This window comes from Thalassospira sp. MBR-102 (assembly GCF_040549275.1).
GTDB lineage: Bacteria > Pseudomonadota > Alphaproteobacteria > Rhodospirillales > Thalassospiraceae > Thalassospira > Thalassospira xiamenensis.
This window is the reverse complement of record NZ_JBEPTC010000012.1, coordinates 172,197-185,732: the sequence shown is the minus strand read 5'-3', so window position 1 is coordinate 185,732 and position 13,536 is coordinate 172,197. Positions and strand designations below refer to the sequence as shown.

12 protein-coding genes and 1 riboswitch are annotated in these 13,536 nt (G+C 53.6%); of the genes, 7 read left to right on the top strand and 5 right to left on the bottom strand.

Going from position 1 to position 13,536, the window contains the following annotated elements:
• Nucleotides 1-513 precede the first annotated feature (513 nt).
• Nucleotides 514-1,269: a glycerophosphodiester phosphodiesterase family protein gene (locus ABIE64_RS18585; RefSeq protein WP_071239381.1), complete on the top strand. Its 756-nt coding sequence runs from the start codon at nucleotides 514-516 to the stop codon at nucleotides 1,267-1,269.
• 104 nt (nucleotides 1,270-1,373) lie between these two features.
• Nucleotides 1,374-2,810, top strand: a complete 1,437-nt coding sequence (locus tag ABIE64_RS18580; protein ID WP_071239380.1) for an MATE family efflux transporter — start codon at nucleotides 1,374-1,376, stop codon at nucleotides 2,808-2,810.
• Between the two features lie 82 nt (nucleotides 2,811-2,892).
• Here ABIE64_RS18580 and ABIE64_RS18575 read toward each other — a convergent pair whose 3' ends face one another.
• Both ABIE64_RS18575 and ABIE64_RS18570 read right to left on the bottom strand, forming a co-directional pair.
• Nucleotides 2,893-4,155, bottom strand: a complete 1,263-nt coding sequence (locus tag ABIE64_RS18575; RefSeq protein ID WP_071239379.1) for a hypothetical protein — start codon at nucleotides 4,153-4,155, stop codon at nucleotides 2,893-2,895.
• A gap of 97 nt (nucleotides 4,156-4,252) precedes the next feature.
• Nucleotides 4,253-5,212, bottom strand: coding sequence for an AraC family transcriptional regulator (locus tag ABIE64_RS18570; RefSeq protein ID WP_007091873.1), 960 nt, complete (start codon nucleotides 5,210-5,212; stop codon nucleotides 4,253-4,255).
• 196 nt (nucleotides 5,213-5,408) lie between these two features.
• On the opposite strand from ABIE64_RS18570, the gene ABIE64_RS18565 reads away from it, so the two are divergent.
• A complete protein-coding gene (locus ABIE64_RS18565; protein ID WP_071239378.1) occupies nucleotides 5,409-5,885 on the top strand; it encodes a low molecular weight protein-tyrosine-phosphatase in 477 nt (158 codons plus the stop codon).
• Nucleotides 5,886-5,888: 3 nt separating this feature from the next.
• Nucleotides 5,889-6,743: a fructosamine kinase family protein gene (locus ABIE64_RS18560; protein WP_071239377.1), complete on the top strand. Its 855-nt coding sequence runs from the start codon at nucleotides 5,889-5,891 to the stop codon at nucleotides 6,741-6,743.
• A gap of 212 nt (nucleotides 6,744-6,955) precedes the next feature.
• Here the strand turns inward: ABIE64_RS18560 and folE are convergent, their stop codons facing one another.
• The 3 genes from folE to metZ form a co-directional block, all read right to left on the bottom strand.
• Nucleotides 6,956-7,546 (bottom strand): GTP cyclohydrolase I FolE, encoded by a 591-nt coding sequence (gene folE, locus ABIE64_RS18555; protein ID WP_354378219.1) that lies wholly within the window; start codon nucleotides 7,544-7,546, stop codon nucleotides 6,956-6,958.
• Between the two features lie 63 nt (nucleotides 7,547-7,609).
• Nucleotides 7,610-8,002, bottom strand: coding sequence for a Co2+/Mg2+ efflux facilitator ApaG/CorD (gene apaG, locus ABIE64_RS18550; protein WP_007091869.1), 393 nt, complete (start codon nucleotides 8,000-8,002; stop codon nucleotides 7,610-7,612).
• Nucleotides 8,003-8,216: 214 nt separating this feature from the next.
• On the bottom strand, nucleotides 8,217-9,419 hold the full coding sequence (metZ, locus tag ABIE64_RS18545) for an O-succinylhomoserine sulfhydrylase (RefSeq protein ID WP_071239376.1): 1,203 nt from the start codon (nucleotides 9,417-9,419) through the stop codon (nucleotides 8,217-8,219).
• A gap of 77 nt (nucleotides 9,420-9,496) precedes the next feature.
• Nucleotides 9,497-9,571, bottom strand: a riboswitch (SAM riboswitch).
• 232 nt (nucleotides 9,572-9,803) lie between these two features.
• Here metZ and ABIE64_RS18540 point away from each other — a divergent pair.
• From ABIE64_RS18540 to ABIE64_RS18530, 3 genes are all read left to right on the top strand, one after another.
• Nucleotides 9,804-10,577 (top strand): TVP38/TMEM64 family protein, encoded by a 774-nt coding sequence (locus ABIE64_RS18540; protein ID WP_247643509.1) that lies wholly within the window; start codon nucleotides 9,804-9,806, stop codon nucleotides 10,575-10,577.
• Nucleotides 10,574-12,001, top strand: coding sequence for a dihydrolipoyl dehydrogenase family protein (locus tag ABIE64_RS18535; protein ID WP_354378218.1), 1,428 nt, complete (start codon nucleotides 10,574-10,576; stop codon nucleotides 11,999-12,001). The genes ABIE64_RS18540 and ABIE64_RS18535 overlap by 4 nt, the downstream gene beginning before the upstream one ends.
• A 68-nt stretch (nucleotides 12,002-12,069) precedes the next feature.
• Entirely contained in the window at nucleotides 12,070-13,530 is a 1,461-nt protein-coding gene (locus ABIE64_RS18530; protein WP_354378217.1) for an ATP-binding protein, read from the top strand.
• Nucleotides 13,531-13,536 lie beyond the last annotated feature (6 nt).

Below are 13,536 nucleotides of genomic sequence, written 5' to 3'. Positions count from 1 at the left end.
AATGTCAAAGAACTCTAGAGCCGAAGCCCTCTACCTTCCAGTCCGCGTCGCCGTCTCCTTGGCGCCGCACCCCGTCGGTGGAGGCGGGTTATAGGGCCCCTCGCCAGACCTGTAAACACCTTTTTTGAAGTTTTTCTGAGATTTTTGCAGATTGTTTTTTTCACCCCCGAAACGGTCCGCACAAACACTGGTCTTTCCGGGGTTTTGCATTGAAATCGCTTAATCGAAGAACATGACACTGCCCATGTGAAGCAGTCGTGAAACACAGGAAATCCGGAAAAAACAATCGGATCAATGCGAGAATCCGGTATGGAGTCCAATGACTTCAGTGCGAATATGAAAAGAGTTACGTTCAAATCGACACAAGATTTTCGCTTTTTTACAGAAAGCATCAGGCGTATGAGAATCGCAACGCCAATCTAATCAGCCGATCCGGGCAAAACGGTTTCGCGTGAAACACGATCACCCGGTTCTGAAACACATTTGCCACCCGAAATACAGAAGGTCCGAACCGTGATCGAGATTCCCCATATTGTCGCCCATCGCGGCGCGTCCATCGAAGCCCCGGAAAACACCATTGCTGCCTTTCGGGTCGCTGGGGCGCGTCAGGCCAAGTGGATTGAATGCGACGTAACGCTGAGTGCCGATAACCAGTGTGTGCTTATTCATGACGACACACTTGAACGGACCACCAACGGTACAGGCCCGATCCACAAACAGCCGTTAAGCGTGCTGCGCGAGCTTGATGCCGGTTCATGGTTTTCAGATATATATAAAGGCGAACGTATCCCGACACTGAACGACACGCTTGAAACCCTGTTCTTTATGGATATGGGGGCCAATCTTGAAATCAAGCCATCGGGCTGTGATCCTGTGCGGCTGTGCCAGGAAGTTGCAAAAGAACTTGACCGGGCAAAGAAGCTTCCGATCCTGCTTTCAAGTTTTGATGACGGTGCCGTTGCCGAAATCAGGCGGCTTTTGCCCGACATGCCGTGTGGCTGGCTTCTGGAGACACTACCCGACAATTGGCATGACGGATATACCCAGCTTGGCGCAAGTGCGCTTCATATCGATCACAAGGCACTTGATCCCGAAAAGGCCGCTGAAATCGTTGCGGCCAACGTGCCGCTGGTCTGTTATACCGTCAATGATCCGGCCCGTGCCAAAGAGTTATTTGGCTGGGGGGTAACATCGGTCATTACCGATGATCCCGCAAAGATGATTGCCGCAATCCCGCGTCATCCCAACCCGCAGGGCCGGGGCAAATAAGCCGACAGGCAAGATAACAAACACGCGCTACGCACCACCCACCCGGCATTGCACCGCCACCGCAATGACTGCCGCGCGTCAATGATAACGAGGAAACGAAGACTATGACGATCACACCACCCGGCGCCCCACCGGGTATGCCCGCCAATCATCCGGAAGGGTTGCCACCGAATGTTCCTCCGGTGCCGCTTTACCCGCATAATCGCGTTCGGCGTCATTTAAGCGAACTGTTCCGTTTGGCGCTGCCGGTTGTGATTGCGCGGCTTGGCATGCTGATCATGTCGGTTGTCGATACGATCGTTGTTGGAAATTATGACAGTGCTAGTCTGGCCTATCTCAATATTGCGCATGCACCCTTTACATCATTGATGGTTACCGGCATCGGGCTTCTGACCGGGGTGATGATCCTGACGTCACATTCGGTGGGACGAAACAATCTTCTTGAAGCGGGACAGACATGGCGGGCCTGTCTGCCCTATGGCATGCTGATTGGCATTGCCTTCATGCTTGTGACCTGGAAATCCGAATGGCTGTTTATCGCCACCGGCCAACCAGAAGATATCACCGAGCATGCCAGCAACCTTTCGGTCATCCTGTCGATCGGAATGCCCGCCGCAATGATCTATATTGTGTGCAGCTTTTTCCTCGAAGGACTTCAACGTCCATTACCCGGCATGATGCTGATGATCGGGGCTAATTTTATTAATCTGGTACTGGATTATGGACTGGTTTATGGCGCGTTTGGCTTTCCGGAAATGGGAGCAGAGGGCGCAGCATGGACATCAACCGTAATTCGCTGGCTTATGGCGATCAGTCTGCTTGGTTATATCCTGCTGATGCGCAGTCATGTCGATTACGGCATTCGCGATGGTTTTGCCGGTTGGTGGCACCATTCGCGTAATGCCCGCCACATGGGATATGCCGCTGGCGCCAGCCAAGGCATGGAAACCAGCGCCTTTGCCGCCATGCAGCTTTTCGCAGGACGCCTTGGGGTCGTGGCCGCGGCAAGTTACGGTATCACCATGACGATGCTGGCATTGATGTTCATGGTCGCCCTTGGACTGGCATCGGCGACATCCGTTCGGGTCGGCATTGCCTATGGCAGACGTGACCGCCCCGATATGGCATTGGCCGGGTGGATCGGGCTTTTGACAACCATGGCCGTGATGCTGTTGCTCAGCACGCCGCTTTATTTGCTTCCGGGGATGGTGGCACACCTGTTTACGCAGGACGCCACCGTGATTGCCACGACAGCCGGTGTTCTGGTTCTGATGCCGATCATTTTCCCGACCGACGGCGGACAGAATGCCGCCATCAGCGCATTGCGCGGTGCCGGGGATAAATGGGTTCCGACGATCCTGCATCTGGTGTCATATATATGTGTGATGATACCTACCGGGTACTATCTGACCTTTGTGGTCGGGCTTGGTGTTGCTGGGCTGTTCTGGGGGATTGTGATTGCAAGCCTTGTCGCGGTTAGCGGCCTTGCCATCCGGTTTGCAATTGTATCGAGCCGTCCGATCAGAGCTTATCAGCAATAGACAAGCGCCTTGTCACTAAAAGCAAGGTCCGCCGAATACCCTCAGCGGACCTTTTATTTTGCGCATTTGCCTACATGCAAAGCTATGCGCGCACCGCATCGAGTTTAAGGCGCGGCATCAGCAGATCACAAAATGGCAGAACCAGCGTATCCAGAGCCGAAGCCGCCCGTGCGGCATCAATGCGGATGATGTGCTGCTCGATATCACGCTGGGTTGCAAATTCGCCCAAGGGTGAAAGTTCCGGCAGGGCTTCGACAAGGGTTGTGTAAAATGCGACCTGATCCTCGCGTGCTGTTCCCGCCGCAAGATTTCCAAGATGGTTATAAAGCGCCATCGCAAGGAACCAGCGGCAATAGGGCATCAAGCCTTGCAGAATTTCGGCACGTTGTTGGGGCTGAACATATTGCTGCAAATCGGGATCAAGCCAGACGGCATTTTGCACCCCGGCAATGAACGCATTGCGAAGAGCCGGATTGGCATCATTGAAAAACACCGTTGTTAGCCAGCCAGAAAGATCGTCAAGCGCGGCACGCCGCGTTTCCGGATCTGCTTTGCGATCAAAATCAAGGGCGGGCATCGGGGGCTGAGCCGACATTGCAAGAGTGGCCAACGCCGGATCGATCAGAGCATTGGCAAGCCATGCCTGATGCCAGATTTGCATCGGTCTGAAATAGGGTTCCTTTTCCGCGCCGCCAGCTTCGATCCAGCTTTCAAGCAGGTGCGCCCGTCCAAGCGACATGCCGATACGAAGCGCGTCTTCAAATCCCATACCATCGCGCAAAAACGGATCGCCCAGCATATCTTCGAGCAATGGCAATGCGGCAAACACATGATCGGACCGCAGGCCCGCCCCTACCGGCTGATAATAACCGGTGGCATCCCGATGGCCGATCAAGCTGCGCGCGTGTTTGCCAAATGCCCCCCAGAAGGTCAGACGCACCGGTTCGGCGCGCTTGCGCCAAAGCGGACGGGTTACATGCCAGCTTTCGGTTTCGATCAGAGCCATCGCCATGGAACCACCCAGCCGGACAAGGGGTTTGGCAATAGCGGCATCAAGTTCATCGGCAGAACCGACATGGCCAACAGAAAGCCGCCAACCCGGTTGTTCATGCGGATGGCGATCCAGCCACAAATGGGCAAACCCGTTTGACCCGGCCCGCTCAGCGGCAGCTGCAACCAGATCAAAGAACATGGCAATCGGTGCTGGTAATTCAGGCACATCATGATCGCCAAGCGGATCCCCGACCTGCCAGGTCCGGATCATCACATCCTCTGCATCCGGGCGATCCCGGAAGAATGGTGGCAGGAAACCTGCATACTGATCGGTTGCGGATGTATCAGTCATGGATAGCCTCGCAGTCTGGGCGGCGATAGTGGCGCAATGGTTGGTGTCGTGCTGATACCCAAGGAAATCGGAGCGGTCAATTGCCGCCGCAATTTAATCAGGCGCGCGTCAGACCGGCATGACCAAGACTGGCTTCGCGATATACCGAAGGAGGCATCCCCACCAGACGACGGAAATCACGGCTGAAATGCGCATTGTCGGTAAAACCGCACCAAAATCCGATTTCACCAACCATCAGGCTGGTGCCAGCCAGAAGGCGGCACGCCTCGCGTACCCGCATCAGACGCAGGAGATCGGAAAAGCGGCTGTTGGCCTGTTGCAAACGACGCTGCAAAGTCCGGCCGGATGTATCAAGCGCATTGGCAACATCTTCAATCGTCCAGCTGCGCCCGATATCATGTTCAAGCACAGCGCAAAGCTTTTGCACGACCGGCCGACTGTTCCCGACGGTCGGCGCCGTTCCGGGCATATTCGCCATAAACGGATAGCCCGATGAAATCGCGACATAGCTTTGCCAACTGATGCGAAAACGTAAAGCACGCCCGGCAAAATCGAGTTTCTTGATCAGTTTTCCATTTCGGATTACCGGAATGGAAGGACCATGGCTGGGCAGGATTGCGCTGCTGACATTTTCGACACCGACCGCTTCGAGCAGACCAACCATGAAACCATGCATTAAAAGGTTTTCGACCCGTGCGGGCGGCTGGCCACGGACAGCACCACGATGCAGGGTCAATGATTTTCCGGCGGCCTGATAATCGGTGCGACTGCGGGCATGGGAATAACCTTCAAGCCGATGCCAGCGATCCGCGATCAATTCGGGCGTTGCCCCCTGGCGCAACATGGTCAAAACCGGTTGCTGTTCCTTAAGCGCCAGATGACGCCCTAGCCGCACCAATACCGAAGGCCCGTTAGCTTCTTCAAGAGCAAGCAGAATGCTGCGCAGGCGAGCACTGGTGATGACCGTGCCTTCCGGCACAAGATCATATCCCTTTGGCAACCACGCCAGTTGCCGGATCAGGGCGATATGCAAACCAAACGAAACGAATTCCTGCATTACCAATCACATTTTTGAACCACCACTTGGCGCGATCATACAAACATATGAGATGGCTGTCAGCTTATCGTAGAAAATGTCACGAAGCTGTTACATTGATCATTTGGTGTTTCGCGCAGTTAACGTAGATATCATTGCGCCGAAGGCACCGAATGTGCCAGTCTGGCAAGGTCCCGACCCAACGGAAAGCCATATCGTGATTAAAGTTCTGTTTGTCTGTACCGGCAATATATGCCGTTCTCCCACCGCCGATGGCATTTTCAAGACCATGGTCAGCAAAGCAGGGATGGATGATGCCATCAAAGTCGATAGCTGCTGCCTTTCGGGATATCACGCCGGTGAACAGGCTGATCCGCGATCACGCGAAATGGCCGCCAGTCGCGGTTATGACCTGTCCCTGATCCGATCTCGTAAAATCACTTCAAGTGATTACAGCGAGTTTGATTACATCCTTGCCATGGATGACGGACATCTGGCCGATATGCAAAACCAATGTCCCGCCCAGTATCGCGATAAGCTGGAACTGTTTTTGGATTACCACCCGAACCGCAAAGGACAAAGCGTTCCTGATCCCTATTATGGTGGGGCAAACGGCTTCAAATCGGTTTTTGATATGATTGAGGAAACGTCAGGTGCCTTGCTAATCCACATCAGGGAAAAGCATGGAATTTGAGCGATGGCATCGCCGATGATTACACAACGGATTAAAGACATTACCGGAAGCGAGGTTGCGGCCTATCACCAGCTTTCGGGAGGGTGCGTTTCCGATGTGAAGCGCGCCGATCTTCGCGATGGTCGCAAACTCGTCATCAAGCAGGGCGGTGAGGCAAATCTGGAAATTGAAGGCCGGATGCTTGACTATCTGGGCACTCATTCCCCCATTCCATTTCCGGCCGTGTTACATGCCGAGCCCGGATTGCTGATCATGCATTTCATAGAAAATGATGGTCACATGAACGGTCAGGTTCAAAGTGACCTTGCCGTTCTATTGGCCAGTCAACATCAGGTTACACAAGGCCGGTTTGGGTTGTCCTTTGACACGCTTATTGGCGGCCTTGATCAGCCCAATCCCCTTACGGTCGACTGGATCACCTTCTTTCGCGATCACCGTCTGCTTTACATGGCCCAGCAGGCAGAAAGTTGCGGACGACTGCCAGGGCATTTTTTATCACGGATCGAAACCCTGTCGGCCAAACTTGGTGGTCTTTTGCCATCAGACTGCAAACCATCCTTGCTGCATGGCGATCTGTGGGGTGGCAACATTCTGTGCCAACAGGGAAAGATCGCCGGATTGGTTGATCCGGCAGTTTATTTTGGTGATCGGGAGATCGAGCTTTCCTTCGGCACATTGTTTGGTGACCTTACACCTGCATTCTTTGATCGGTATTCGGAAATTTTCCCGATCCTGCCGGGCTTCTTTGAAGAACGCCGTGAACTTTACAACCTTTACCCGCTTCTGGTGCATGTTCGTCTTTTCGGTGGGTCTTATGTCGGTTCCGTGGATCGCATTCTCGCCCGTTTTGGGGTATGACGGGCAAAATCAGCAGCCATGCAGGATCGGCTTTTACCGAACTGTTACCAAGTGCTAGCGCCGATGCTGGTCAGTTTAACTGATGCATTCCGCAACGTGCTGCAAACCTGCAAATCCTGCCATCAGCAGTTTCGTGCCGACTGAACATAACCGTGCATATGACAAAGGCCACCCCGAAAGGCGGCCTCTATTCATTATATTCGAAATAAACCCTATCGACCGATCATCGCGAAAAACTCGCGCCGGGTGATCGGATCATCGCGAAAGGCCCCAAGCATCCGGCTGGTCACCATCGACACCTCGGTCTTGTGAATGCCGCGTGTGCTCATGCATTGATGGTTGGCGTCAATCACGACGGCAACACCCAGCGGATCAAGTTCTTCCTGAATGGTATTGGCGACCTGTGCGGTCATTTTTTCCTGAATCTGCAGGCGCTTTGCGTAAACTTCGACGACACGGGCCAGCTTGGAAATACCAACGACCCGGCGGCGCGGCAGATAGGCGACATGCGCAACACCGATAATCGGCACCATGTGATGTTCACAATAAGACTCAACACGGATATCACGCAGCACGACCATCTCGTCATAGCCGTCGGTTTCCTCGAAGGTGCGACGTAAAATTTCTGCCGGATCCTGCTGGTAACCTGCGAAAAATTCACCGTAAGACCTCACAACACGGTCTGGCGTTCCGCGCAGTCCTTCACGATCAGGATCATCTCCTGCCCAACGAAGCAGGGTACGAACGGCTTCTTCTGCTTCTTCTTGCGATGGGCGTTTAACGGCGCTGGTTTCGCTGCACATTTGGCTTCCTCTTTATAATTCTGTCCTGTGGGTCATGTGCTCCCGACCCTGATCTTGGTTCGTTTAATTAAGTGTGCGCTTGCTATGCGGACTGTCGAGCGAAAATGCCGGGATTTCAATATCAAACCGGTTTCCATCCATGTCAGTCATTTCATATGTCCCAACCATGAAACCGCTTGGCGTCGCCAATGGCGCGCCGCTTGTGTAATTGAAACTTTCGCCACTTGCCAGAACCGGCTGCTCGCCGACCACACCTGATCCCCGGACTTCCTGGGTTGATCCCCGGGAATCGGTAATACGCCAGTAACGGTTCAAAAGTTGTACTGTTTTCGGGCCATGATTTTCGATGACAACCCGATAGGCCCAGACATAACGATGGGTGTCCGGGTCTGACTGTTCGTCAAGGAACACAGGTTGCACGGATACTTTTATGTCTCGGGTCACGGATGAATACATGCAAAACTCCAGGCCAATTCTTATTGCGTTCCTTCTGCCAAGGGCGTTGCGCTTTTTTGCTTTACCTAGGTCATATTTAGACAGTCAATGCCCCAAGTACCAGATGTCTGCCACCAATTTGCCATCCCGATCACGTATTTTCTCGGCTAAGCAAAAGGCGGCCCGTGCAGATACGGACCGCCTGACATAGGCATATCGCCGAACCTGCTTACTGTTATACGCGCAACGCGGCAGACAGATCTTCTTTCAGATCATCAATATCTTCGAGACCGACAGACAATCGCAGCATGCCCTCGGTAATGCCCATAGTGATCTTGTCTTCAGCCGGAACACGTTGGTGGGTCGTGGTCCACGGATGGGTCGCAAGGCTTTTGGCATCACCAAGATTGTTCGAAATATCAATAAGCTGAAGATTATCGAGCAACGAAAAAGCAGCCGACTTTCCACCGGCAAGCTCGATCGCGATCAATCCCCCACCACGCCCCGACATCTGTTTCATCGCCAGTTCATATTGCGGATGGCTTTCGAGCCCTGGATAGATAACGCGCGATACCTGCGGCTGTTCCGAAAGGAACCCGGCAAGTGCTGTTGCATTGCGAATATGCTGATCAACACGCAGACCAAGCGTTTCGAGACCTTTAAGCAGAACCCATGCGTTGAACGGGCTCATACTGGGACCGGTGTGGCGCAGGAACGTTGTCAGGTGGTTATCGTGCCATTCCTTGTCATTGAAAAGGATCGCGCCACCAAGACAGCGTCCCTGACCATCGATATGCTTGGTCGCGGAATAGACAACAATGTCAGCGCCCAATTCCATCGGCTTTTGCAGGATCGGTGTCGCAAAAACGTTATCAACAACAACCTTGGCACCGGCCTTATGCGCCAGATCGGCAACAAATGCGATATCGATGACTTCCAATGTCGGGTTGGACGGCGTTTCAAGGAAAACGGCATCAGCCGATTTCGACAATGCCTTTTCCCACGCAGCATGGTCTGTGCCGTCCACCAGTTCGGTTTCAACCCCGAACCGGGGCAAAAGGGTCGTCAGGATAAACTCGCACGAACCGAAAAGTGCCCGCGAACCAACAACACGGCCGCCTGCCTTTGTGCACGCGATCAGGGCATTCCAAACAGCAGACATGCCAGATGCGGTTGCACGGCAATATGCGGCACCTTCGAGCAGCGCCAGACGTTCTTCGAACATCCCCACCGTCGGGTTGGCAAAACGCGAATACACAAAGCGTTCCGGGCCGGTACCATCAAAAGATGCTTCAGCCTCGGCAGCACTGTCATAGACATAGCCGGAATTCATAAAAATGGCTTCGGAGGTTTCATTAAACCCGCTACGCGCCGTGCCGCCGCGAACTGCACGGGTAGCCGCACGCCATTTATCAGAAGCCTTTTTTTCGGTTGTCATCGTCTTGCTCCTATATGCCCGGTCATATTGGGATGACCCGGACACAAAAAAACCCTGACCGGCACGATGGGTCAGGGCCGAAGCCACGATTACCCTCTTTAGCGATTTTTTACGTGGTCGCAAGCCGGTCGACAAATCCCACGAAGAAACCCGACGATACGACTTGGTTTCCCCGACGTCAAGCATCACGCACCCGACAATCATACCTGTCCGTCTTTGAATCCATATGGGAGTTTCCTGGTGGCCTCACGCAATGGTGAAAGCAGTTCATAAGCATCTCGTGCTTTTTCGCTCTATTGTTCGGCCAAGACATGCAATCCTTTAAAAGCCGCTTCCCTCAGAGAGGCGGTTAAGACAGTAAAATCAATGACCAAGACACATTCAATGACGTCAGAGCACACGACCAAAGATCATTTCAAGTCCGGGCAAGCCACCAGCGTCAGAACGCCACTTTGGCGCAAATTTCTGCCGGTCTCGATCCTGTTTGCCGGATTGGTGCTCGCGTGGCTATTTGGTGCGGTGGATTATTTATCGTTCGAAACCCTGCGCGAGAATCGCGATATTTTGCAGAATTTCGTCGCGGATAATCCGGTTCTGAGCGTTGCTACCTTTATGGCGGGCTACGCCATTGCCGTTGCCCTGTCGCTTCCGGTGGGGTCGATACTGACCATTGTTGGCGGGTTTCTGTTCGGGGCGTGGCTGGGCACGGGTTATGTCGTGATTGCCGCAACTATTGGCGCAACAGTCGTTTATCTTGCCGCACGCTATGCCTTTTATGACCTCATGCGTGCCAAGGCCGGAAGTGCAATCCGTAAAATGGAAGCTGGCTTTGCCGAAAACGCATTCAGCTACCTTATGGTCCTGCGGCTTGTACCGTTATTTCCGTTCTGGCTGGTTAATCTGGTCCCGGCTCTGCTGGGGGTAAAATTTCGGTCATTTGTTGTGGGTACGGCGGTTGGCATTATCCCGGGCACCTTTGTGTATGTTTCAATCGGGGATGGTTTGGGTGCACTGTTTGATCAGGGCAAGACGCCCGATCTTGGCATTATTTTTGAACCCCGCATTCTAACCCCGATCATCGGCCTAGCTGTGCTGGCAATGATCCCGGTGGCCTATAAAAAATTCCGTAACCGCAATAGCGGGGCAAACACCCGATGAGCGATATAATCAAAACAGACATCTGTATCATTGGCGCCGGATCAGGCGGGCTTTCGGTTGCTGCCGGCGCGGTCCAGATGGGTGCCGATGTTGTCCTGATAGAAAAGGGCAAGATGGGCGGCGACTGCCTGAATACCGGTTGCGTTCCGTCCAAGGCATTGCTGGCTGCGGCACACGCGGCCGAGAATGCCCGGACAGCATTTCAATTTGGTGTCGGCACCGACCCGTTGGCAATCGACTTTGCGCGCGCCATGGATCATGTCCATTCTGTCATCGCCGGTATTGCACCGCATGACTCGGTTGAAAGATTTGAAAAACTCGGCTGTCGGGTTATCGAGGCCAAAGCACATTTTACCGGCCCGAACGAGGTCATCGCCGACGGCAAACGCATTCACGCCAAACGGTTTGTGATTGCGACCGGGTCACGTGCAGCCGTTCCACCAATCGACGGGATTGACGCCGTCCCGTATTTTACCAACGAAACCATCTTTGAAAACCGGATTTGCCCTGATCACCTGATCATCATTGGCGGTGGCCCCATCGGCCTTGAAATGGCACAGGCAAACCAGCAGCTTGGCGCAAAAGTCACCGTAATCGAAATGGCAACGATCCTGCCAAAGGACGATCCCGATCTTGTGGCTGTGGTTCGCGATATGATCGAGTCTTCTGGCATAAGCCTGTATGAAAAGATCAAAACCAAGCGGGTGGAGACACATGACGATCAGATACGCGTTATCATCGAGCATAACGGTGCAGATATCACCATCGAAGGCAGCCACCTTCTGATTGCAACAGGACGGAAACCGACTATCGATGATCTTGGCCTCGACGCGGCCGGGGTGACATACAGTGCGCGCGGGATCAACGTCGACAAAAGATTACGCACCAGCAATTCCAAAATCTTTGCCATTGGCGATGTCACAGGTGGTCTGCAATTTACCCATATGGCGGGTTACGATGCTGGCATTGTGATTCGTAACGCCTTGTTCCGCCTGCCAGCCAAAGTCGATCACAAAGCCGTTCCATGGGTGACTTATACCAATCCTGAATTGGCACAGGTTGGCTTGAGCGAAACCGCAGCACGCGAAAAATTTGGCGATGCAATCAGGGTCGTTACCTGGCAATACGCGGAAAATGATCGCGCACGGGCCGAAGCCCGAACCAAAGGCTTTATCAAAATCGTGACCACAACACGCGGTAAAATCCTTGGTGCCGGTATTGTTGGTCACCAAGCCGGGGAACTTATCGGCCTCTGGTCGCTGGCCATATCCCAGAAAATGAAAATCGGGGCGATTGCCGGAACGATTGCGCCTTATCCGACTCTGGGCGAATTGTCCAAACGCGTTGCCGGGGCGTGGTACACACCCAGCCTGTTTAGCGAAAAGACTCGCAAGATCGTCCGCTTCCTGCTGAAATTCGGCTAGGACGGTCAGAGTGGGGGCAAGCTTCTGAAACACTGTACATTTTTCCCCGTCTCTGGCTAACATTTGTCATGGAACGCCCGCATCTCAAACTGCCCCCATGGGCCAAATCGCTGTCGGCACGTTTGCTCGTGCTGACTGTGGGGTTTGTGATGCTTGCCGAAATTTTCGTCTTTGCACCGTCTGTTGCCCGCTATCGGGTCGACTGGCTTAAGGCGCACCTTGATTCCGGTTACCTGGCGGCACTGGCACTGGAAGCCACACCCGATCAGATGATTCCCGATGATCTGGAAAAGGAACTGTTGTCCAATGCCGGGATAGAAGCGGTTATTTTACGCCGTGATGATCGCAAATTGCTGCTTCAGCGCGATGATATGCCCGCAAAGGTCGATCATGACGTCGATCTGACGACCTTTTCCATCCTGATGGCATTGTATGAAGGTCTTTCGACCCTGACCCAGCCGCATGATCGCATGCTGCGTGTGGTTGGCATGCCATCCATGGCACCGGACTTCGAAATCGAAATACTGGTTCATGAACACGGTCTGGCAGAAGACATGCGCAATTTCGGCTGGCGGGTGATGGGACTATCGCTGGTGATCTCTTTCTTTACCGCCGGGCTGGTTTATTTTGCGTTGAACCGGCTTCTGGTCCGGCCGATGCAAACATTAACCAGCGACATGATCCGTTTTCGCGAAAATCCGCAGGATCAGGGATCAGTCATCGTGCCAGATGATCGTGACGATGAAATTGGCATCGCCCGGCACGAACTGGCCAATATGCAGCACGATTTGCAGGCAATGTTAAACCAACGTCGTCGTCTTGCGGCTCTTGGAACCGCGGCAACAAAAATCAGCCACGACCTGCGCAATGCATTGGCAACCTCAATGCTGATGACCGAGAAGCTCGCCCAAAGCGAGGATCAGGAAGTCCGTGCCGTCGTCCCCCGCCTGTTATCATCGATGGAGCGTGCGGTTTATATCAGCGAACAAACGCTGTCTTTTGCCCGTGAAGCACCACCAACACTTGATATCGCACGATTTACCCTGATCGAATTGATCGAGGAAGTGCGCGATCAGGTGCTGTTGCAGAATGGTGGTGAAAGTCTTCTGGCGCCGGAAAGCCTCGATACGGCCAAGGAACCCTGCAAGGCCAAAATCCATATCGAGTTGCCGCCGGAACTGATGATTGAAGCCGATTATGATCAGCTTTTTCGTGCCTTCAGCAACCTGATCCGCAATCCGTTAGATGCCGGGGCAACGGAGGTGACCGTCAAACTGGCACCCGCAAATGATCAGAATAAAGAGGACGCGTTTGCTGAAATCCTGATCATGGATAACGGGCCCGGCTTACCTGAAAAGGCAATCAAAAATCTGTTTGTCCCGTTCGCCGGAACCGGCAGGAAAGGCGGAACCGGTCTTGGCCTTGCCATCGCAAGGGAACTGATTCTGGCCCATGAAGGGGACCTTCGCCTGAGCGCAACAGGACCGGATGGCGCCACGTTTTGCGTGCAGCTCCGGGTCATAGTGTGAAGTTGT